Source organism: Snodgrassella communis (assembly GCF_914768045.1).
Classification (GTDB): Bacteria; Pseudomonadota; Gammaproteobacteria; order Burkholderiales; family Neisseriaceae; genus Snodgrassella; species Snodgrassella communis.
On the sequence record NZ_CAJZCD010000002.1, the window covers coordinates 121,704 to 140,096 of the forward strand.

The following is an 18,393-nucleotide window of genomic DNA, read 5'->3' on the forward strand; positions in this document are numbered from 1 at the left end:
AAAACCTATATATTTAACATAATGGAAGAATATGACTATCGAACGCACTTTATCAATTGTTAAACCGGATGCCGTGGCTAAAAACGTTATCGGACAGATTTATAGCCGCTTTGAAAGCAATGGTCTGAAAATTGTTGCTGCTAAAATGAAACATCTTTCCAAAGCAGAGGCAGAAGGCTTTTATGCTGTACATAAAGAACGGCCTTTTTTTGCTGATCTGGTTAATTTCATGATCAGCGGACCTGTGATGATTCAGGTGCTCGAAGGTGAAGGTGCTGTAGCAAAAAACCGTGAACTGATGGGTGCTACTAATCCTAAAGAAGCTGCCGCAGGTACAATTCGTGCTGATTTCGCTGACTCTATTGACGCTAATGCAGTACATGGTTCAGACAGTCTTGAAAATGCCGCTACAGAGATTGCCTATTTCTTTGCTGCTGATGAGTTATGTGTACGCTAAGTCAAAGGTAAGTTTATAGAATTAGTCCACCTGAAGATAGGTGGGCTAATTTACAATTGAAATGAAAATGCAAATGGAATAATTGGAAAGTATGGCTGGATTTTGCATGTGAAATTCAAATGTTTGATTTCTATAAGGAAATTTTTCACTAGCACTTAAATCTTGGCAAATACATTATTTGTTTGAAGCGGATTGTTGGCAAAACAGGTTCTGAAATCTTACCTCATAGTGAAACAGTTTTGATAAAATTGGCACGCATATTCTCTATTTTAATTACTTCACTTAATTGGAAAATTAAATGGGCGTGTTATATTTAGCACTAAGTTGTAAATAAATAGCCAAAACAAATTCAGATATTAGTGATGCTGAAACTGTAAAAGCTTAGATATACGTGATGGCAATGATTTTTTATTTAAGAATACAGATAATAGCTGGTATGCTACCAAAGTTCGGACAGACCCGATAATGATTAATGGTGCCGGTTTAACGTTATTATCCAAAAGGAAAAAACGGAGAGAAGACTTAAAAATGTATAGTATTTCCAGTCTGGTATAAATTAAATTATTGTATAAATTGTTGAATAAATTTGAATTATCAGCATAATGACATGTGTAAAAACTAATTGTTACTGCTTTTTCCCAATATTATTGTATTACCCTGATGAAGACCAACTTGCTAAATTTTGATTTACCCGGTTTAACTGCCCTTTTTGCTCAAATGGGAGAAAAACCTTTTCGTGCCAGACAAGTTATGCGCTGGATACATCCGGGAGGTGTAGCCGATTTTACTGATATGACTGATCTGGCCAAATCTTTACGCCATAAATTACTGGATCATGCCGAAATAAAGGTACCGGATTTACTGTTTGAGCAAAAATCTGTTGATGGGACATGCAAATGGTTACTTGATGTTGGTACGGGTAATGGCGTGGAAACAGTTTTTATTCCAGAAAATACACGCGGAACTTTATGTATTTCCTCTCAGATAGGTTGTGCATTGGAGTGTTTGTTTTGTTCTACAGGAAGGCAGGGATTTAATCGTAATCTGACTACTGCGGAAATTATTGGGCAGTTATGGTGGGCAAATAAAGCACTTGGTGTAACGCCTAAAGATGAAAGAGTCATTTCAAATGTGGTCATGATGGGAATGGGTGAACCTCTGGCCAATTTTGACAACGTGGTAACTGCACTGAGTATCATGCTGGATGATCATGGCTACGGTCTGTCGCGTCGTCGCGTAACGGTATCTACTTCAGGCATGGTACCGCAAATGGATCGACTAAAAGAAGTCATGCCGGTTGCTCTGGCTATTTCGTTGCATGCATCTAATGACAAGGTACGGGATAAACTTATTCCATTGAATAAAAAATACCCACTTGGCCAGCTAATGGCAGCCTGTCAGCGTTATCTCGCTAAGGCACCACGCGATTTTATTACTTTCGAGTATATAATGCTTAAAGATGTCAATGACTCTGCGCAACATGCGCGCGAGTTAATCGAGCTGGTTAAGGATGTACCGTGTAAATTTAATCTGATTCCGTTTAATCCATTTCCCAATTCCGGTTTTGAACGTTCAACAAGTGAGCGTATTCGTATATTTCGTGAAATATTGCAGGAAGCCGGTTTTGTTGTTACGGTTAGAAAAACTCGTGGTGATGATATTGATGCAGCATGTGGCCAGCTGGCCGGAAAAGTGAAAGACAAAACACAACGTCAACAAAAATGGCAACTTGTTCAGGGATGATTTGATGAAAAAAATAGGGTTAACTTTATTATTTGCACTGATATTATCTGCTTGTGCGAATCAAAGTATCAATAAAAAACCAACAGCCGCTCAGCGGGCTCGTGATGTTGCCCAGATTAAAACTCAACTGGCAATTGAGTATATGAAAACCAAAAACTATCGTCAGGCTGTAGAAGCTATTGATGAAGCATTAAAAAACAATAGTAGTTCATTTGATGCATGGTTGATACGAGCTCAGATATGGCAATATCTAAAAGAACCGGCTAAAGCTGAAGAAAGTTTTCAGCGCGCGCTGTCGATCGCACCTAATAGTGCTGAAGTAAATAATAATTATGGTTGGTTTTTATGTGATGCTTTAAAGAAGCCAAATGCTTCAATAGCCTATTTTGATAAAGCTTTGACAGATCCAACGTATCCTACACCAGAAACTGCTCAGTTTAATAAAGGTATTTGCAGCAGCCGTATGGGCCAATATCAATTGGCCAATAGTTATTTTGAGCGCGCTTTGGCTGCCAATCCTAATTTTATTGCTGCCAAAAAAGAAATGGCGCGTAACAATTTGCAGTCAGGCAGTGTATCAGAAGCCAATTATATGTTTAAGCAGTATCAAAGTCAGATAAATAAATTATCTGCTGATGATTTATTATTGGGGTGGAGAATTGAAAGATCATTAGGTAATACGCAGGCAGCCTATGAATATGAAGCTCAACTGCGTAATAATTTCCCTTACTCTGCTGAATTAGAGCAGGTTTCTACAGGAAAATTCTGATGAATGAGCAAAGCACAAATCCTGAATCCGGTTCAAATGCCGCAGCCACTTTAGGAACAATACTTTCACAGACACGAAAGCAAAAGGGCTTATCTGTCGGCGAGGTGGCTGAGCGCTTGAAATTACCAGCCAGACAGGTTGAGGCAATGGAAAGTGGCCGCTATAAGGGTTTGCCCGAAGCTGTGTTTATCAAAGGTTTTCTGAGTTCATATGCCCGATTACTTGAACTGGATGAGAAAGAATTAAAGCAATATCTGCAACAAATATTTCCGGCAGGCAATCAGCAATTAACTTCCGAGGTTAGTAAGGTAACACCGGAAGAATTGGATTTTCAGAACAAGTTACAGCGTCGCCATTTTCCACGCTGGCTAATTGTTGTACTTGTGGTCATTTTAATTGGTGCCGTGGTTTATGCTTGGCAACATAAATCAACCTCAGAAAACGCCAGACAGACTGCGACGGCTAGTCAGGAAATATCAGCACAAGCAACTTCTATCGGTGATATCGCAGCCAGTAATATCCGGATTGTACCGATGACAGCCAGTGAGCAAACCAGTACACGCGCTGCTTCCTCTGGAGCAAATGCCAGCCAGACTGATGCTGGCCGTACTGGTAGAGAGGCTTCGCAATCTCTTGCAGAGAGTACAGAGGCACTGGTTATTAAACTTGAAAACAACACATGGTTACAAGTAAGTGACAGAAGTGGCAAAGTGTTAATCAAAGAGACTGTTGACGCGGGGAGTACACATCAGTTTAGTGGTGCTGCACCATATAAAATTATTCTGGGTAAAACACTGGGTGCCAGTATCCAGTTTGCAGGCAAAGATGTTGCTATCCCACAAAATAAAAAAAGAACAGCTGTAATAACGGTAGGTGGAAATTGAAATGACGCTGGCTGGAACACGCAGGAAAACACATCAGGTAAAAATTGACCACGTTGTAATTGGTTCTGATGAACCAGTACTGGTACAGTCAATGACCAATACCGACACGGCAGATGCTGAACAGACTGCCAGCCAGATTAAAGCTTTAGCTGATGCCGGTTCAGAGCTGGTACGGATTACAGTAAATTCACCACAGGCTGCTGCCAAAGTACCGGAAATTCGACAACGTCTTGATGATATCGGCTGTAATGTTCCTTTGGTAGGGGATTTTCATTTTAATGGCGATCGTCTGCTCAAGGACTATCCGGATTGTGCGCGGGCACTATCCAAATATCGGATTAACCCCGGCAATGTGGGTAAAGGTGTGAAGGGAGATGAAAAATTTGCCTATATGATTCACACTGCTGCTGAATATGATAAAGCTGTTCGTATTGGCGTAAACTGGGGCTCTCTGGATCAGGCTCTGGCCAAACGTATGATGGACAGCAATCTGGCTTTATCAGATCCACAGCCCGCTGAAGCAGTCATGAAAGAAGCATTAATTGTTTCTGCACTGGAATCTGCACAGAAGGCAGAAGATCTGGGTTTGCCGGCTAACCGAATAATCTTGTCGTGCAAAGTATCCAATGTGCAGGATTTAATTGAGGTTTATCATAATCTGGCAGCACGTTGCTTGTATCCCTTGCATCTTGGTCTAACTGAGGCAGGTATGGGCAGTAAAGGCATTGTGGCTTCTACTGCAGCTCTGGCGATTTTATTGCAACAGGGCATTGGTGATACTATTCGGGTATCGCTTACACCAGAACCGGGCAGTGCACGCACACAGGAAGTAGTCGTGGCGCAGGAAATCCTGCAAACCATGGGACTGCGCTCTTTTACACCTCTGGTAACGGCCTGTCCGGGCTGTGGACGTACTACTAGTACAGTATTTCAGGAGCTGGCGCGTGATATACAGCAATATTTGCGTAAGCAAATGCCCGTCTGGCGGCTGCGATATCCGGGGGTTGAAAATCTGAATGTAGCCGTTATGGGCTGTGTAGTTAACGGTCCGGGTGAAAGCAAACTTGCTGATATTGGTATTTCTTTGCCGGGAACTGGTGAAACTCCAGTGGCTCCTGTCTATGTGGATGGCGAACGGAAAACCACTTTAAAAGGGGAGCATATGGCCGAAGAGTTTCTGGCATTGGTAGAAGAATATATCCATACCAATTATGGTGAGCAGGGAAAAAAACGGCAAACGGCAAAAGTTATTCCGATTACAGCTTTATAATTAGCATTACTGTGATGGCTATTAGTCGCTATACAGTTTCTTATGGACAATTAATTTAATTAATATGGGTCAGAAAATCCAAGCCGTTAAAGGCATGAATGATTTATTACCAGTGGCGCAGAAAGATTTCAAGCTGACTTCTGCGCTCTGGCAGGCATTTGAAGATGTGGTTGTCGCATGGACACGTAGTTTTGGCTACCATCAGATTCGGACACCAATTGTGGAGCAAACTGGCCTGTTTGTGCGCTCAATTGGTGAAGAAACAGATGTGATTGGCAAAGAGATGTATACTTTTGCTGATTCTAACGATAAGCTAAGTCTCAGTCTGCGGCCGGAAGGTACGGCATCTTGTCTGCGTGCGGTAGTTGAGCATAATTTACTTTATAATAATCCGCAGAAATTATGGTATATGGGACCGATGTTCCGGCGGGAGCGTCCACAAAAAGGGCGGTATCGCCAGTTTCATCAGGTAGGTGTTGAAGCACTCGGCTTTAATGGGCCAGATGTGGATGCTGAGCTGATTGCCATGAGTGCCAATCTGTGGGAGCGACTGGGCATTCGAGAGCATCTGACTCTGGAACTAAATACACTGGGTAATCAGCAGGAGCGGGCTGCTCACCGTACGGCGCTGATTGCCTATCTGCAACAGCATGAGGCTATACTGGACGAAGACAGCCGGCGCCGTATGCATACCAATCCGCTGCGGGTGCTTGATACCAAAAATCCGGATTTGCAGGCAATGGCCAATGCTGCGCCACGTCTGACAGAATATCTGGGAACTGAATCTCTGGCACATTATGATGCTCTGAAAAATATGCTGGATGGTCTGGGCATTCGCTATGTAGAAAACCCGCGTCTGGTACGTGGTCTGGACTACTATAATCTGACAGTATTTGAGTGGACAACAGACAAGCTCGGGGCGCAGGCTACTGTGTGTGGTGGTGGGCGCTATAACGGGCTGATTGAAGAATTAGGCGGTAAACCTGCTTCAGCAATTGGTTTTGCTCTGGGCATTGAACGTTTATTATTACTGGTACAGGAATTCGGACAGCTGGCTATTAATAATGCCCCCGATGTATATATTTTACATCAGGGTGAAGGCAGTAATCTGGTAGCCATGCAGCATGCTGCATTACTGCGTGCTGAAGGACTGAATGTTTACCTGCATTGTGGTGAACAAAGCTTGAAAGCGCAACTCAAGAAAGCTGATGCCAGCGGTGCAGCAATCGCTGTTATCGTGGCGCAGGAAGAACAATTAAACAATACGCTGACAATTAAAAATCTGCGTACTCATGAACAACAAACTGTCGCTGCCAGCGCAGCCTTACAGTTAATCCAACAATGGAAGAAGGCATAATGGTTGTACATATTCAGGATGAACAGGAAGTAGCGAATTTCAAATATTTTTGGCGTCGCTGGGGGCGTTGGATTTTTGCGGTTTTGGTTGTTTTAGCTTTGGCCTATCTGGGCTATGTCCTCTACCAAAGCCATATACGCAGTAATAATGAAAAAGCGGCAGCAGTATTTGAGACGTTTGTGACGCAGGCAAAGACCAATAATATAGCTGAAAGTAAAAAAGCGTTGCGGCAATTACAGGAAGAATATCCCGATACTATGAATGCAACTCAGGCCACATTGATGATGGCAGGATCGGCTTTTGATGACGGTAAATATGATGAGGCTATCCGTCACTTACAATGGGTTAAAAATAAGCAGCATAATGATTTGTTGCAGGCAATCGTTGCCCAAAGACTGGCTACCGTTTATTTACAACAGGGTAAATATAATGATGCTTTGCAGGCACTGGATATCAAAGTAACCGGTCAGTTTAAGCCAGTTTTACTGGAAACTAAGGGTGATATTCTACAGGCTCAGAAGAAAAATGCTGAGGCAGTTGCCGCCTATCAGCAGGCACTAAATCTGTTATCAAAAGACTCAGTACAACGTGAAGTACTTCAGATGAAAATCAGCAGTTTGAGCTAATCTGTTTAATTAAACCTGAAATCTCGGCCAGATCAATCTGGCTGGAATTTCAGGTTTATAGTTGTACTGAAAGCTTGCCGCTGGCAGGCTGTTGCTGTTTTACAGCAAGGCAAAATTATCTGAAAGAATCAATTATGAAACCAACGATTGTTCTGGTTGGTCGCCCGAATGTAGGCAAATCAACATTATTTAACCGTTTGACCCGTAGCAAGGATGCACTGGTTGCTGATTTGCCCGGCTTAACCCGTGACCGTCATTATGGGCATGGCCGGGTAGGCAGTAAACCTTATCTGGTAGTAGACACAGGGGGCTTTGAACCAGTCGTAGACAGTGGCATTTTGTATGAAATGGCTCGACATACACTACAGGCTATTGATGAGGCTGATGCTGTTATTTTTCTGGTGGATGGCCGTACTGGTTTAACACCACAAGATCAGATTATCGCTAATCGTCTGCGCCAGAGTACACGCCCGGTGTATCTGGCTGTAAATAAAGGCGAAGGCAGTAACCGGCCGGTTCTGGCAGCTGAATTTTATGAGCTGAGTCTTGGTGAACCTGTTGTGATCTCTGGGGCGCATGGTGACGGCGTCTATGAACTGATAGAAACTGTTTTGGAAACATTTCCTGATGAAGAAGAGGAAACTGAAAACCATCATCCGGTTTTTGCAGTCATTGGCCGGCCGAATGTGGGCAAATCAACTCTTGTGAATGCCATTTTGGGCGAGGAAAGGGTAATTGCTTTTGATATGGCCGGTACTACCCGAGATTCAATTCATATTGACTTTGAACGAGGTGACAAGCCATTTACCATTATTGATACTGCCGGCGTACGCCGGCGCGGCAAGGTTGATAATGCAATAGAAAAGTTTTCTGTTATTAAGGCGATGCAGGCAATTGAAGCCGCTAATGTTGCTGTACTGGTACTGGATGCCCAGCAAGATATAGCTGATCAGGATGCCACCATTGCGGGCTTTGCTTTAGAGGCAGGGCGCGCTCTGGTAGTGGCGGTAAATAAATGGGATGGACTGAGTGATGAGCGCAAGCAGCAGGTAAAAAGAGACATTGCGCGTAAATTATATTTTCTGGATTTTGCCAAATTCCATTTTATTTCCGCATTGAAAGAAAAAGGAATTGATGGATTGTTCAGCTCCATTCAGGCTGCTTATGATGCGGCAATGATTAAGTTACCGACCCCGAAAATAACCCGTGTGCTACAAACTGCGCTGGAGCGGCAGCAACCTCCCCGTGCAGGGCTGATTCGTCCCAAGATGCGCTATGCCCATCAGGGTGGCATGAATCCGCCGGTCATTGTCATACATGGTAATGCCTTGCAACACATCAGTGATGCTTATACCCGTTATCTGACGCAAACATTTCGTAAAGCATTTCATTTACAGGGGACACCTTTACGTATTCAATACAATGTAAATAAAAATCCCTATGACGAAAAAGACGATAAACCTGCCAGACCCCTGCGGCGGGTAAAACTGAGTAACCGTATAGCCAAGCGTGAACAGGTTAAACAATCGAAAAAGCAGGTAAAGCGTAAAAATAAAGTCAGTTCAAAGAAAACAAATGCCCTGTAATGTGATAGGATTGGCTACGCTTTTCTAATCGCTGTACGCGGGTGCAGCTTAGCGACAACATAATCAAAAAAACGGAGTATCCAAATGAGCGCCAAAGGACAAATGTTACAAGATCCTTTCTTGAATGCACTGCGGAAAGAGTATGTGCCAGTATCCATTTATCTGGTTAACGGTATCAAACTACAAGGTCAGGTGGAATCGTTTGACCAGTATGTTGTGTTATTGCGTAACACTTCAGTAACACAAATGGTATATAAACATGCAATTTCTACAATTGTGCCTGCACGAGCAGTAAGTTTGCAGCATGAACCAAAACCTGCATCTGCAGAGTAATGTAGTTATTTTGTTTTAGTCAAAAGCCGTGGGAAACCACGGCTTTTGACTAATGGGTCATTGATTTAGAAAAAAGATTAATAACTATTACACCAACCAGTATCAAGCCAATACCCAAAATAGCAGGCATATCCAGCTTTTGTCCGAACTTCACCCAGGCTATCAGAGATACACATACAATGCCTACGCCAGACCATACTGCATAGGCAATACCCACCGGCATGGTTTTCAAAGTTTGTGCCAGACAATAGAATGAAATTATATAACCCACAATTGAACAGATGCTGGGCATTAGCCGTGTAAAACCATTACTAAGTTTAAGCATACTGGTTGCAAATATTTCCGCCAGTATGGCTACTGCTAGAAAAAGCCATTGATTCATAGTGATCCTTTTTTGCTGCTTATGCGCTTAAGCATGGCAGAACATAGCTAAAAAAGCCACTGTTCAGTCATATTGTATATAGCGCGCTGTAGTGTGGTTTAGTCAGTGTGGTTATCAGGCTGAAATATTGACAGCGTTGCCCGATAATAGAAAATTCGATTATCAGCACCCAAACAATGGATTACTGATAATTTCATTTCTGTGCTGCTATTTTTTACCAAAGAAAAAGCGGATTTATACCAGAATCCGCTTGCAAGCTAAACTGTTTTTGATGAGCCGTTGGCGCAAGCAGTTGTATACTATTGTATTCAGGCTGATCGCTTATGCTTCGTCTTCAACACCGTAGTATTTGGTACCAATTTTAATTGTTTCCCTGCCATGCTCACGGCGCCATGCATTGCTATCACGCAATGAGTAGGCACAGCCACAATACTCTTGCTGGTAAAACTGCTCACGTTTACTGATTTCAATCATGCGCTGGCTGCCACCACCTTTACGCCAGTTATAGTCCCAGTATGTAAGGTCGGGATATTTTTCTGCTGCGCGTTTGCCACAGTCGTTAATCTGCTGCATATTTTTCCAGCGGGAAATACCTAATGAGCTGGTAATAACCGGAAAGCCGTTTTCGTGTGCATATAAAGCTGTGCGTTCGAAGCGCATATCAAAGCACATAGTGCAGCGGATACCGCGTTCAGGTTCAAACTCCATGCCCTTGGCGCGTTCAAACCAATTATCCATATCATAATCAGCATCGATAAAGGGAATATTGAATTTTTCGGCAAAGGCTTTGTTTTCATCTTTGCGAATCTCATACTCTTTTTTCGGATGAATATTAGGATTATAAAAATAAATGGTGTAATCAATACCGGCGGCCAGCATGGCTTCCATGACTTCACCGGAGCAGGGGGCGCAGCATGAGTGTAGCAATACCTTATTTGCGCCATTGGGAGGAGTTAATTTGGGGCGCTGTACCGCTGTGGTAACTGGTTGTGGATTCATTGATGTGATTTCCTGTTATTCGATATTTTTCTGAAGAGATTTTAACAAAGCTGCCAGCACAACAACATAGCCGGAAAGAAAAAAAGCGTTCAGATATCTGAACGCTTGTATGAGAGGGCTGTTTTACAGCGCAGCTAATGCCTGCTCATAATCTGGTTCAGTGGTGATTTCAGCCACTAGCTGGCTATGTAATACCTGATTGTTTTCATCCAGCACAATGACAGCGCGGGCACATAAACCAGCCAAAGGACCAGTACTGAGCTTAACACCGTATTGATCCTGAAATTCAGGATGGCGGAATGTAGATAAAGTTTTTACCTGATCCAGCCCTTCAGCACCACAAAAACGTGCCTGAGCAAAAGGTAAATCAGCAGAAATACACAATACAACAGTATTGGACAGCTTGGCTGCGGCTGCATTGAAATGGCGTACTGACGCAGCACAAACACCTGTATCCACGCTGGGGAAAATATTCAGCACTTTGCGTTTGCCGGCGAAATCTGCAAGTGATACTTCGTTCAGGCTGGCATCGGTAAGGCTGAATGCCGGAGCGGTGCTGCCTGCTTGTAGAAACTGGCCGCCTACTTCTACGGGTGTACCTTTCAGGGTAACTGTACTCATGATTGTATCCTTTGATGTTTAATCTGGTTAATGAGGTGTAGGCTTATTGTGGGCGATTGGCGGGTAACTGTCAAAGTTTATCTATGCTGATTACAGTTGTTAAAAAGCCGGCGCATAAGCAAAGTTAATTAATGCAACCAGCCAGCATGGCTGTTACAGATATTGCTGTATTCAGGCTGAATCAAACTGGCTATCAAGAAAAATCTTTAGATAAAAGCTCAGCGTCGTACAAAATGCTGCAAATCATAAGCAATATTATTTTTACTGCTGATATGACTGCTGCTTTCTGTTTGCTGCCATTCATTGACATTAATTGCTGGAAAAAAGGTGTCACCCATAACGCTCACATGAATTCTGGTTAAGCGCAAATCAGTGGCCAGCGGCATTGCCTGAGCGTAAATTTGCGCTCCGCCCATAATGATGATTTCCGGGCAATCCGCCAGTTGCTGAATCGCCTCTTCGATACTGTGACACAAAATAGCCCCGCTGAATTGCTGCTCTTGTTGCCGGCTAATAACATAGTTTGGCCGCCCCGGCAGCGGTTTCTTCGGCAGTGACTCCCAGGTTTTGCGCCCCATCACCACGGGCTTACCCATGGTGTAATTTTTAAAAAATTCAAAATCTTCAGGTACGTGCCAAGGTATACGGTTGTTTTCACCGATACAGTTGTTATCAGACAGTGCGGCAACTAAGGTAATTTTGTTGTGTTTATTCATACTGCTACTGGGGCTTTAATATGGGCATCTGGATGATAATCAGAAAGTGTGAAATCTTCAAACTGGAATGAAAACAGGTCTTTAATCTCGGGATTAAGGTGCATTTGCGGCAGTTTTTTCGGGCTGCGGCTTAATTGCAGCTTTGCCTGTTCGAAGTGATTGCTGTACAGATGAGCATCGCCCAGTGTATGAATGAACTCACCTACCTTTAAATCACATACCTGAGCAATCATCATTGTCAGCAAAGCATAGCTGGCAATATTAAATGGTACGCCCAGAAAAATATCCGCACTACGCTGATAAAGCTGGCACGACAGTTTGCCTTCGGCGACGTAAAACTGAAACAGTGCATGGCAGGGAGGCAAAGCCATTTCATCTACTAATGCCGGATTCCACGCCGAAACAATCAGGCGGCGGCTGTCCGGATTGGTTTTAATCTGTTGCAGCAGATTGCTTATCTGGTCGATATGGCGGCCATCCGGCGCAGGCCAGCTACGCCACTGATACCCATATACTGGGCCCAGATTGCCATCGGCATCGGCCCACTCATCCCAGATGGAAACATTGTGCTCATGCAAGTAGTGGATATTGGTATCCCCACGTAAAAACCACAGTAGTTCGTAAATAATGGAACGTAAGTGCAGCTTTTTGGTGGTGAGTACAGGAAAGCCATCAGCCAGATTAAAGCGCATCTGATAGCCGAATACCGAGCGGGTACCAGTGCCGGTACGGTCTGCCTTATCTACACCGTGGTCGAGCACGTGTTGCATTAAATCAAGATACTGTTGCATGCGGATTATCCAATACAAAATAGGGCAATTGTAGCTTAAATTGATACAGACTGGCTGATGCTGCTGTTTTTCACCGCCTGCCATGCTGCGGTAATCAGGCTGGCATTGTTATTTTTTAACAATGCAGCGTCGGATAACATGCGCCGCCACTGGCGTGCACCTTGCAGCCCGTGCATCAGCCCCAGATAATGCCGTGCCATATGGCGTAAAGAATGATCTGGCTTGGTCAGTTGCTGTTGCGTATAGTTGATTAACTGCTCAACCAGTGCCTCGTATTCAATGGCAGGCTGCCTGCTGCCATAAAATTCAGCATCCCAACTGCGCATCAGCATCGGATTATGATAAGCCTCGCGCCCAACCATCACACCATCCACATATTGCAGATGCTGGCTGATTTGTTCATTGGTGGTAACGCCACCATTAAGAATAATTTCCAGATCAGGAAATTCCTGTTTCAGACGATAAACGTAATCATAACGCAGCGGCGGAATATCACGATTATCTTTGGGGGATAAACCCTCCAGCCATGCATTGCGCGCATGCACAATAAAAATACGGCAGGCTGTTTGCTCGCGTAATGTACCCACAAAATCGGCCAGCGGCTGGTAGGCTGTTTCCTTATCCAGTCCGATGCGGTGCTTGATGGTTACCGGAATGGATACAGCATCCTGCATCGCATTCAGGCATTGCGCTACCAGTGTGACTTCGCGCATCAGACAGGCACCAAAAGCACCTTGCTGTACCCGCGGGCTGGGGCAGCCACAGTTCAGATTGATTTCATTGTAAGCATAACCGGCGGCAATTTTTGCTGCCTGCGCCAAAGCTGCGGGATCACTGCCGCCTAGCTGCAAAGCAACAGGCTGCTCCTGCGGGTGATAAGCCAGTAATTTATCGCTATTACCATGAATGATTGCATTGGCATTAATCATTTCCGTATACAGCCATGCGTTTCTGGTAATCAGTCTGGCCATGTAGCGGTAGTGCCTGTCTGTTAAGTCCAGCATGGGTGCCACAGACAAGGTTCTTTTCGGCTGAGGGCTGTTATCAGGCTGACAACCACCACCTTGCACAGAAACATCTGTACTGCTTAACCGTTTATTTTCTTGCATAATCCAGCATTCTTAAAACATCAGTGAAATCAAGCTGAGCCAGAAACTCAGCTCAGCCATTCACTCTAATCATTTTCTCATAAAGCTAGATTATACATGGCTTAACTAAGCAGCTTGCCTTTGCTGCGTGTTAAAAATGAATCTTTGCATCAATCTCTAATTATTTATGCAGTTTAACGCAGCGGCATTTCAGATTTAATCAGCTTGATTTGTTTTCCTTGCAGTTTTTTCTTGAAATGATTTTGCAGCCATAATTTATGCTGTAATTTACACTGCGGGCCTAAATAAATATTATCAATATAATTTTCTACATTAGTGTATTCAACATACAAACTATTAGCATACTGGTAATCCTGTGGTTCTACAATCTTATCATCTGCAATATGAGTAATATAAATCATACGGCATTCATCTTCGTCTTCAAAGGCGGCATGCTTTATCAGACAGGAAATGGGTAAGACGGCCAAACTAAGCAATTGCTCCAGATTGGATATCTTTTGCAATACTGCATTTTCTAAAAGCTCTTCCATTAAATCTTTTATGTTTTTTAACTCTTTGCGAATTTCTTTTATTCTTTTTTCTTCTTCTAATTTTTCAATATAATTTTCCCATTTGGCGTCTATGTCAAAAGTTTTGTTTTCTTCACTATACATTTCCAGAGAAAACGATTGTTTATTGCGTTTGGCTAAAGCCATATATTCAGTTTTTGGGTCAAAATACAGGCAACGATATAAAGGCAGAGGATGAAGTGTATCGTTACTTTTATTTTCTGTTTGTATAGTTTCAAGTTTTATTTGTTTATTGTCGATGGACATAATAGGCTTAATGCTGCCTACTAGTGCTATTTCATTACTGATACTGCGTTCTGTATCCAGACCAAAAAAATTCTGATTAAAAGCAATACTCACGCCGGAGCCAGAGATATTATCTTCATTACCATATAAACGGAACTGGTTTAAAGAATTATGATTAAAAGAAAAACTGGCTAAAAAACTTTTGATTTCATTATCCGAATTATTAGTGATATTCAGCCAGTTGGTTAATACCTGATTTTCACTGGGATCATTCATAAAATCGACGATATTCATCCGAAACTTACTGGGATTGTCTCCTTTAAGCAGATTAAACAAGACTGCCGGCTTGGTATAATGGGCAACGCGCCGTTCCGGCTCCTTTACCTCTGTGTCAGCATCAGGTGAGTTGTTTAGATTGAAAGAAACTAATAATCTATTTTTTATATCATTAACTGACGTACAAATATTTTTAATATTAGCAAGAATTGATTCTTTTAAATCCTCTTTATTTGAAATAAGGTTGGAATTAGTATCAATTAGTTCTGATATTACTCTGGTGGAAACATAAATATAAGACGTAGAACTGCAATATTTGATTTTATTATAATAATCTCGGGCTTTATTGCTGTCGTTTTTATGAAAAAAATAAATATTAGCTAGCTGGTACTGAGCTTTAGAATAAGCTTCCTGATAGTCACTTTCTAAAATATTTGAATAAGACTCAATGGCTTTAACCAAATTATTTTTCTTATATTCATAAATAAAACCCAAATTAAATTGAGCTCGAGCATAAGCTTCAGGACTGTCCTCTCTGATGATATTTATCCAGCAGGCTTCAGCCTTATCATAATCGTGTTTTTTATTATAGTAAAAAAATCCTAAATTAAACTGGGCATTAGCATAATTATCAGGATGGTCTTCTCTGGTGATATTTGAGTAACAGGCTTCGGCTTTAGCATAGTCGGGTTTTATATCAGTATATAAAAATCCTAAATTAAGTTGAGCTGTAGTAAAACTATCAAGATAGTCTTCTCTGGTGATATTTAAATAACAGACTTCAGCCTTATCATAATCGTGTTTTATTTCATGATAAAGAAGTCCTAAACATAATTGAGCACGAGCATAGATTTCAGAACTATCTTCTCTAGTGATGTTTGAATAACAGACTTCAGCCTTATCGTAATCGCCTTTTATTTCATCAAAAAGAAGTCCTAAATTAAATTGAGCTTTAGCATAAGCTTCAGGACTGTCTTCTCTGATAATATTTGAATAACAAGCTTCAGCCTTATCATAATGGCCTTTAATTTCACTATAAATATTTCCTAAGTTTAATTGCGCATGAGCATAAGCATCAGGACAGTTTTCTCTGATGATATTTAAGTAACAAGCTTCAGCCTTATCATAATCGTATTTTATTTTTATATAAAGGAGTCCTAAATTAAATTGGGCATTAGCATAAGCCTCGGGACAATCTTCTCTGGTGATGTTTAAATAATAAGCTTCAGCCTGATCATAATCGTGTTTTATATCATCGTAGATAAACCCTAATCCAAATTGGGCATCTGCATATTTTTCATTCCCATCATTACGTGTAATTTGACGGTATTGCTTAATTAACGCATCAATATCATTATTTTCCATTACTAATCCTGTTTTAGCGGGTTTCAGGTTTTTGTTACTGTACTTTAGGTTATTGACTTATCTTGTTTAAATTTAACAAATAATTATATTTAAAAACCGTCTTAAATAAAACTCCATATAACTATTGTTGAGGTAGCAGGTTTTATCTTGCCTGAGAAAAAGCACTGTAGCGCGGCGATTATTAATATGTAGTTATGGATAAGTGTTTGTTTAGGTTAATTAATTGTATGATTTGCTTATTTTGCAATGATATTTGTAATTAGCTGCAAAAGTGGGCTTTAACCATTGCAGGCGATTGATTGTCTCTCTATGATAAGTTTTTGAAGGATAAGAATTTAGCAGTAGTTTAATTTAATGCTGTTGTAAACAGTAAACAAACAGAATGGAGATGGTTATGAGTGACAATGGATTCGTTGATAAAGCTAAAGGCGAAGTAAAAGAAAACGTTGGTAAGGTAGTTGGTGATACTAAAACTCAGTCTGAGGGTATGGTAGACAAGGCTGTTGGTGGTGTAAAAGACGCCGTTCACGATATGTCTAATGCGATAGATGGCGCTGTTGATTCGATTAAGAAAAAACTTCAGGATTAATATCTGAAATGATAAATAAGCCGCTCAATAAGAGCGGCTTTTTGGTGATGGGCTTAAATATTTTAATTGATGGTTTATCGTCAATTTATTTCTGCTCCTCCAGATCTAATCCTTTTATTAAATCTGGATATTGATTAATGATTTTTTCAGTGGCATCCATAACAATTCGATTACGATACAGGATTAAGCTGATAAAAATCAGATCGATTCCAATCATAGTACCAAAAGCATAAGAAAATATTGATGGACCGATACTTGAACTCAAAATAGATAGCATTAGTGTTAGCAATATGGCCAGAATGAATATAAAAATAATTGACCATGCTGTGCTGCTCATAAGTCTTTTTAGCCGTAATTTTTTTTTTTGCTTTTGTTTTTCAGTGAAAAGGGATTATGATAACAATAATTTAAATCGTTTTTATTCCATATAACTCGTCTGAGGCCTTTATGGTGAACTCCTTGTGCCACATAAAGATTGAATAAAAGCTCTATATCATCACTATGATTTTCTTACCAAAAATCTATTTGGCTTAAATCCAGATACTTTAAATAGGGTATTGACATTAATGCCAGCTTTCTTTCCATGGGGCTGGCATTTTTATCATTAAGCTCTTTTCTGGTTGTTTTTAAGTACTCTGAAATTTTTTTCATATCGTCTTCAGACGGAAGAAATTGTTGTGAGAAAAATTCACGGATACAACTCAAAGAAAATATAAATATTAAAGATTTGATTATTGAAATAATATCCATTTTCAAATTTACGCTTAGTTAGAGATTGATTTATGTTTACGTGATTTAACTTTAAAATAAGAAGTTATTTTTTGTCAAAGGTTATATTGATTTAGAGTGGGATTTATTTTGAAATTTGTGTGCATTGATTAACAGATTGCCAATCACACCAACGACTGTAAATGCCAACCGATAAATGGCAATCTGGTTGGTAGTGATGGCTATTTGTTTGGCCAAAAAACTTCTATATGAGTAAGGTTGCAAAATGGGCGATGATGGCCGCAGAAGCAATCATATGTACGAATTTTAAGTGTGTAAGGTGAATAATTGTTGCAAACTGCTTTTGTCCCAATCAGGCAGTGCCGTATGGCGGGCGGGATAAAGGCCAGAATAAATGCAGCAATGAAACCCAATAATCCCAGTAGTAAAAAAATAAGCATCGGTCTATGGCGCTGCTGATTTAGTTAAGAAGTATGCTGTATGTTTTGTACGGGATATTATCAATATTTGGTGCTTAGGCGTACTTGGGTTTGGTCTGTATGCAGTTGCAAGCCATCTGCAAGGCAAATTGGCGGGCAGGGAAGGTGCTAAGTTGATAGAGGCTGAATTTTATTAGTTAGCCTGCAACGCATCGGTACCTGCTGGCAATACAATGGCTAGAAAAAACTGTTGTAAATGATTCTGCTTAGTCGCCAGTAGTCTGTCTACGCTTAGTTGTGCTGTTAAAGCTGGTGTTGGGCGCATTTTATTGCTCTGGCTAAAAATCGGGCTTGTATCGGCGAAGAATAAGGGTTGTGGCTGGTTTTCTTTGTAAAGTGGTGATTGAGAATGGGAAATGACTTTGCTGAATCATTTTGTCAGGATAGTCGGGTTTGATTTTAAGCTGATGTGGTTGCAATGTGATTATGTGGTAGGCTGATTTTTGATAGATAAGATTGATTGCTGGTTAAATATTAAGTTAATACTGAGTAGTTATGCTGAATTAGATATTTTGTCC

General features: G+C 41.3%; 20 protein-coding genes. 10 read left to right on the forward strand and 10 right to left on the reverse strand.

All coding sequences use genetic code 11. The features are described 5' to 3' along the window. Positions 1-31: 31 nt before the first annotated feature. The 9 genes from ndk (at position 32) to hfq (ending at position 9,025) form a co-directional block, all read left to right on the forward strand. Positions 32-457, forward strand: a complete 426-nt coding sequence (gene ndk, locus MJ761_RS02600) for a nucleoside-diphosphate kinase (RefSeq protein ID WP_093090639.1) — start codon at positions 32-34, stop codon at positions 455-457. Between the two features lie 660 nt (positions 458-1,117). Continuing rightward, positions 1,118-2,200: a dual-specificity RNA methyltransferase RlmN gene (gene rlmN / locus MJ761_RS02605; protein WP_093090637.1), complete on the forward strand. Its 1,083-nt coding sequence runs from the start codon at positions 1,118-1,120 to the stop codon at positions 2,198-2,200. A gap of 4 nt (positions 2,201-2,204) precedes the next feature. After that, the gene (pilW, locus tag MJ761_RS02610) at positions 2,205-2,969 is read left to right on the forward strand and encodes a type IV pilus biogenesis/stability protein PilW (protein WP_093090636.1); all 765 of its coding nucleotides are present in this window, start codon (positions 2,205-2,207) and stop codon (positions 2,967-2,969) included. Further along, a complete protein-coding gene (locus tag MJ761_RS02615; protein WP_093090634.1) occupies positions 2,969-3,853 on the forward strand; it encodes a RodZ domain-containing protein in 885 nt (294 codons plus the stop codon). Before pilW ends, MJ761_RS02615 begins: the two co-directional genes overlap by 1 nt. Before the next feature lies 1 nt (position 3,854). Beyond that, the gene (gene ispG / locus MJ761_RS02620; RefSeq protein ID WP_093090632.1) at positions 3,855-5,123 is read left to right on the forward strand and encodes a flavodoxin-dependent (E)-4-hydroxy-3-methylbut-2-enyl-diphosphate synthase; all 1,269 of its coding nucleotides are present in this window, start codon (positions 3,855-3,857) and stop codon (positions 5,121-5,123) included. 64 nt (positions 5,124-5,187) lie between these two features. Beyond that, positions 5,188-6,480: a histidine--tRNA ligase gene (gene hisS, locus MJ761_RS02625; RefSeq protein WP_093090630.1), complete on the forward strand. Its 1,293-nt coding sequence runs from the start codon at positions 5,188-5,190 to the stop codon at positions 6,478-6,480. Continuing rightward, on the forward strand, positions 6,480-7,106 hold the full coding sequence (locus MJ761_RS02630; RefSeq protein WP_093090628.1) for a YfgM family protein: 627 nt from the start codon (positions 6,480-6,482) through the stop codon (positions 7,104-7,106). Before hisS ends, MJ761_RS02630 begins: the two co-directional genes overlap by 1 nt. A 134-nt stretch (positions 7,107-7,240) precedes the next feature. Continuing rightward, positions 7,241-8,692 carry a ribosome biogenesis GTPase Der gene (gene der, locus MJ761_RS02635; RefSeq protein WP_093090626.1) on the forward strand — a complete coding sequence of 484 codons (1,452 nt, stop codon included), beginning with the start codon at positions 7,241-7,243 and terminating at the stop codon, positions 8,690-8,692. Positions 8,693-8,776: 84 nt separating this feature from the next. Continuing rightward, a complete protein-coding gene (hfq, locus tag MJ761_RS02640) occupies positions 8,777-9,025 on the forward strand; it encodes an RNA chaperone Hfq (protein WP_025330801.1) in 249 nt (82 codons plus the stop codon). Positions 9,026-9,074: 49 nt separating this feature from the next. On the opposite strand, the gene MJ761_RS02645 is transcribed toward hfq, so the two are convergent. From MJ761_RS02645 to MJ761_RS02675, 7 genes are all read right to left on the reverse strand, one after another. Beyond that, positions 9,075-9,407 (reverse strand): DMT family transporter, encoded by a 333-nt coding sequence (locus tag MJ761_RS02645; protein ID WP_093090623.1) that lies wholly within the window; start codon positions 9,405-9,407, stop codon positions 9,075-9,077. 321 nt (positions 9,408-9,728) lie between these two features. Continuing rightward, positions 9,729-10,406, reverse strand: a complete 678-nt coding sequence (locus tag MJ761_RS02650; RefSeq protein ID WP_093090621.1) for an epoxyqueuosine reductase QueH — start codon at positions 10,404-10,406, stop codon at positions 9,729-9,731. Between the two features lie 123 nt (positions 10,407-10,529). Next, a complete protein-coding gene (gene tpx, locus MJ761_RS02655; protein WP_093090619.1) occupies positions 10,530-11,027 on the reverse strand; it encodes a thiol peroxidase in 498 nt (165 codons plus the stop codon). A 218-nt stretch (positions 11,028-11,245) separates the two neighbouring features. Then, complete coding sequence (locus tag MJ761_RS02660; protein WP_093090617.1) at positions 11,246-11,743, reverse strand: dihydrofolate reductase; 498 nt, start codon at positions 11,741-11,743, stop codon at positions 11,246-11,248. Beyond that, positions 11,740-12,534: a thymidylate synthase gene (locus tag MJ761_RS02665; protein ID WP_093090834.1), complete on the reverse strand. Its 795-nt coding sequence runs from the start codon at positions 12,532-12,534 to the stop codon at positions 11,740-11,742. Before MJ761_RS02665 ends, MJ761_RS02660 begins: the two co-directional genes overlap by 4 nt. Before the next feature lie 35 nt (positions 12,535-12,569). Beyond that, the gene (gene dusA / locus MJ761_RS02670; protein WP_093090615.1) at positions 12,570-13,643 is read right to left on the reverse strand and encodes a tRNA dihydrouridine(20/20a) synthase DusA; all 1,074 of its coding nucleotides are present in this window, start codon (positions 13,641-13,643) and stop codon (positions 12,570-12,572) included. 173 nt (positions 13,644-13,816) lie between these two features. Further along, positions 13,817-16,078, reverse strand: a complete 2,262-nt coding sequence (locus MJ761_RS02675; RefSeq protein ID WP_093090613.1) for a tetratricopeptide repeat protein — start codon at positions 16,076-16,078, stop codon at positions 13,817-13,819. 394 nt (positions 16,079-16,472) lie between these two features. Between MJ761_RS02675 and MJ761_RS02680 the strand changes: the two genes are divergently transcribed. Then, a complete protein-coding gene (locus MJ761_RS02680; RefSeq protein ID WP_037405673.1) occupies positions 16,473-16,667 on the forward strand; it encodes a CsbD family protein in 195 nt (64 codons plus the stop codon). Positions 16,668-16,752: 85 nt separating this feature from the next. Here MJ761_RS02680 and MJ761_RS02685 read toward each other — a convergent pair whose 3' ends face one another. The 3 genes from MJ761_RS02685 to MJ761_RS10850 form a co-directional block, all read right to left on the reverse strand. After that, complete coding sequence (locus MJ761_RS02685) at positions 16,753-17,004, reverse strand: hypothetical protein (RefSeq protein WP_093090611.1); 252 nt, start codon at positions 17,002-17,004, stop codon at positions 16,753-16,755. Between the two features lie 173 nt (positions 17,005-17,177). Further along, complete coding sequence (locus MJ761_RS02690; RefSeq protein WP_093090609.1) at positions 17,178-17,417, reverse strand: hypothetical protein; 240 nt, start codon at positions 17,415-17,417, stop codon at positions 17,178-17,180. A 591-nt stretch (positions 17,418-18,008) separates the two neighbouring features. Beyond that, a complete protein-coding gene (locus MJ761_RS10850) occupies positions 18,009-18,140 on the reverse strand; it encodes a hypothetical protein (RefSeq protein ID WP_255356333.1) in 132 nt (43 codons plus the stop codon). Positions 18,141-18,393: the final 253 nt, after the last annotated feature.

Coding starts and splice junctions, on each gene's coding strand:
- ndk (WP_093090639.1), top strand. CDS start 32: ATGACTATCGAACGCACTTTATCAATTGTTAAACCGGATGCCGTGGCT.
- rlmN (WP_093090637.1), top strand. CDS start 1,118: ATGAAGACCAACTTGCTAAATTTTGATTTACCCGGTTTAACTGCCCTT.
- pilW (WP_093090636.1), top strand. CDS start 2,205: ATGAAAAAAATAGGGTTAACTTTATTATTTGCACTGATATTATCTGCT.
- MJ761_RS02615 (WP_093090634.1), top strand. CDS start 2,969: ATGAATGAGCAAAGCACAAATCCTGAATCCGGTTCAAATGCCGCAGCC.
- ispG (WP_093090632.1), top strand. CDS start 3,855: ATGACGCTGGCTGGAACACGCAGGAAAACACATCAGGTAAAAATTGAC.
- hisS (WP_093090630.1), top strand. CDS start 5,188: ATGGGTCAGAAAATCCAAGCCGTTAAAGGCATGAATGATTTATTACCA.
- MJ761_RS02630 (WP_093090628.1), top strand. CDS start 6,480: ATGGTTGTACATATTCAGGATGAACAGGAAGTAGCGAATTTCAAATAT.
- der (WP_093090626.1), top strand. CDS start 7,241: ATGAAACCAACGATTGTTCTGGTTGGTCGCCCGAATGTAGGCAAATCA.
- hfq (WP_025330801.1), top strand. CDS start 8,777: ATGAGCGCCAAAGGACAAATGTTACAAGATCCTTTCTTGAATGCACTG.
- MJ761_RS02645 (WP_093090623.1), bottom strand. CDS start 9,407: ATGAATCAATGGCTTTTTCTAGCAGTAGCCATACTGGCGGAAATATTT.
- MJ761_RS02650 (WP_093090621.1), bottom strand. CDS start 10,406: ATGAATCCACAACCAGTTACCACAGCGGTACAGCGCCCCAAATTAACT.
- tpx (WP_093090619.1), bottom strand. CDS start 11,027: ATGAGTACAGTTACCCTGAAAGGTACACCCGTAGAAGTAGGCGGCCAG.
- MJ761_RS02660 (WP_093090617.1), bottom strand. CDS start 11,743: ATGAATAAACACAACAAAATTACCTTAGTTGCCGCACTGTCTGATAAC.
- MJ761_RS02665 (WP_093090834.1), bottom strand. CDS start 12,534: ATGCAACAGTATCTTGATTTAATGCAACACGTGCTCGACCACGGTGTA.
- dusA (WP_093090615.1), bottom strand. CDS start 13,643: ATGCAAGAAAATAAACGGTTAAGCAGTACAGATGTTTCTGTGCAAGGT.
- MJ761_RS02675 (WP_093090613.1), bottom strand. CDS start 16,078: ATGGAAAATAATGATATTGATGCGTTAATTAAGCAATACCGTCAAATT.
- MJ761_RS02680 (WP_037405673.1), top strand. CDS start 16,473: ATGAGTGACAATGGATTCGTTGATAAAGCTAAAGGCGAAGTAAAAGAA.
- MJ761_RS02685 (WP_093090611.1), bottom strand. CDS start 17,004: ATGAGCAGCACAGCATGGTCAATTATTTTTATATTCATTCTGGCCATA.
- MJ761_RS02690 (WP_093090609.1), bottom strand. CDS start 17,417: ATGGATATTATTTCAATAATCAAATCTTTAATATTTATATTTTCTTTG.
- MJ761_RS10850 (WP_255356333.1), bottom strand. CDS start 18,140: ATGCGCCCAACACCAGCTTTAACAGCACAACTAAGCGTAGACAGACTA.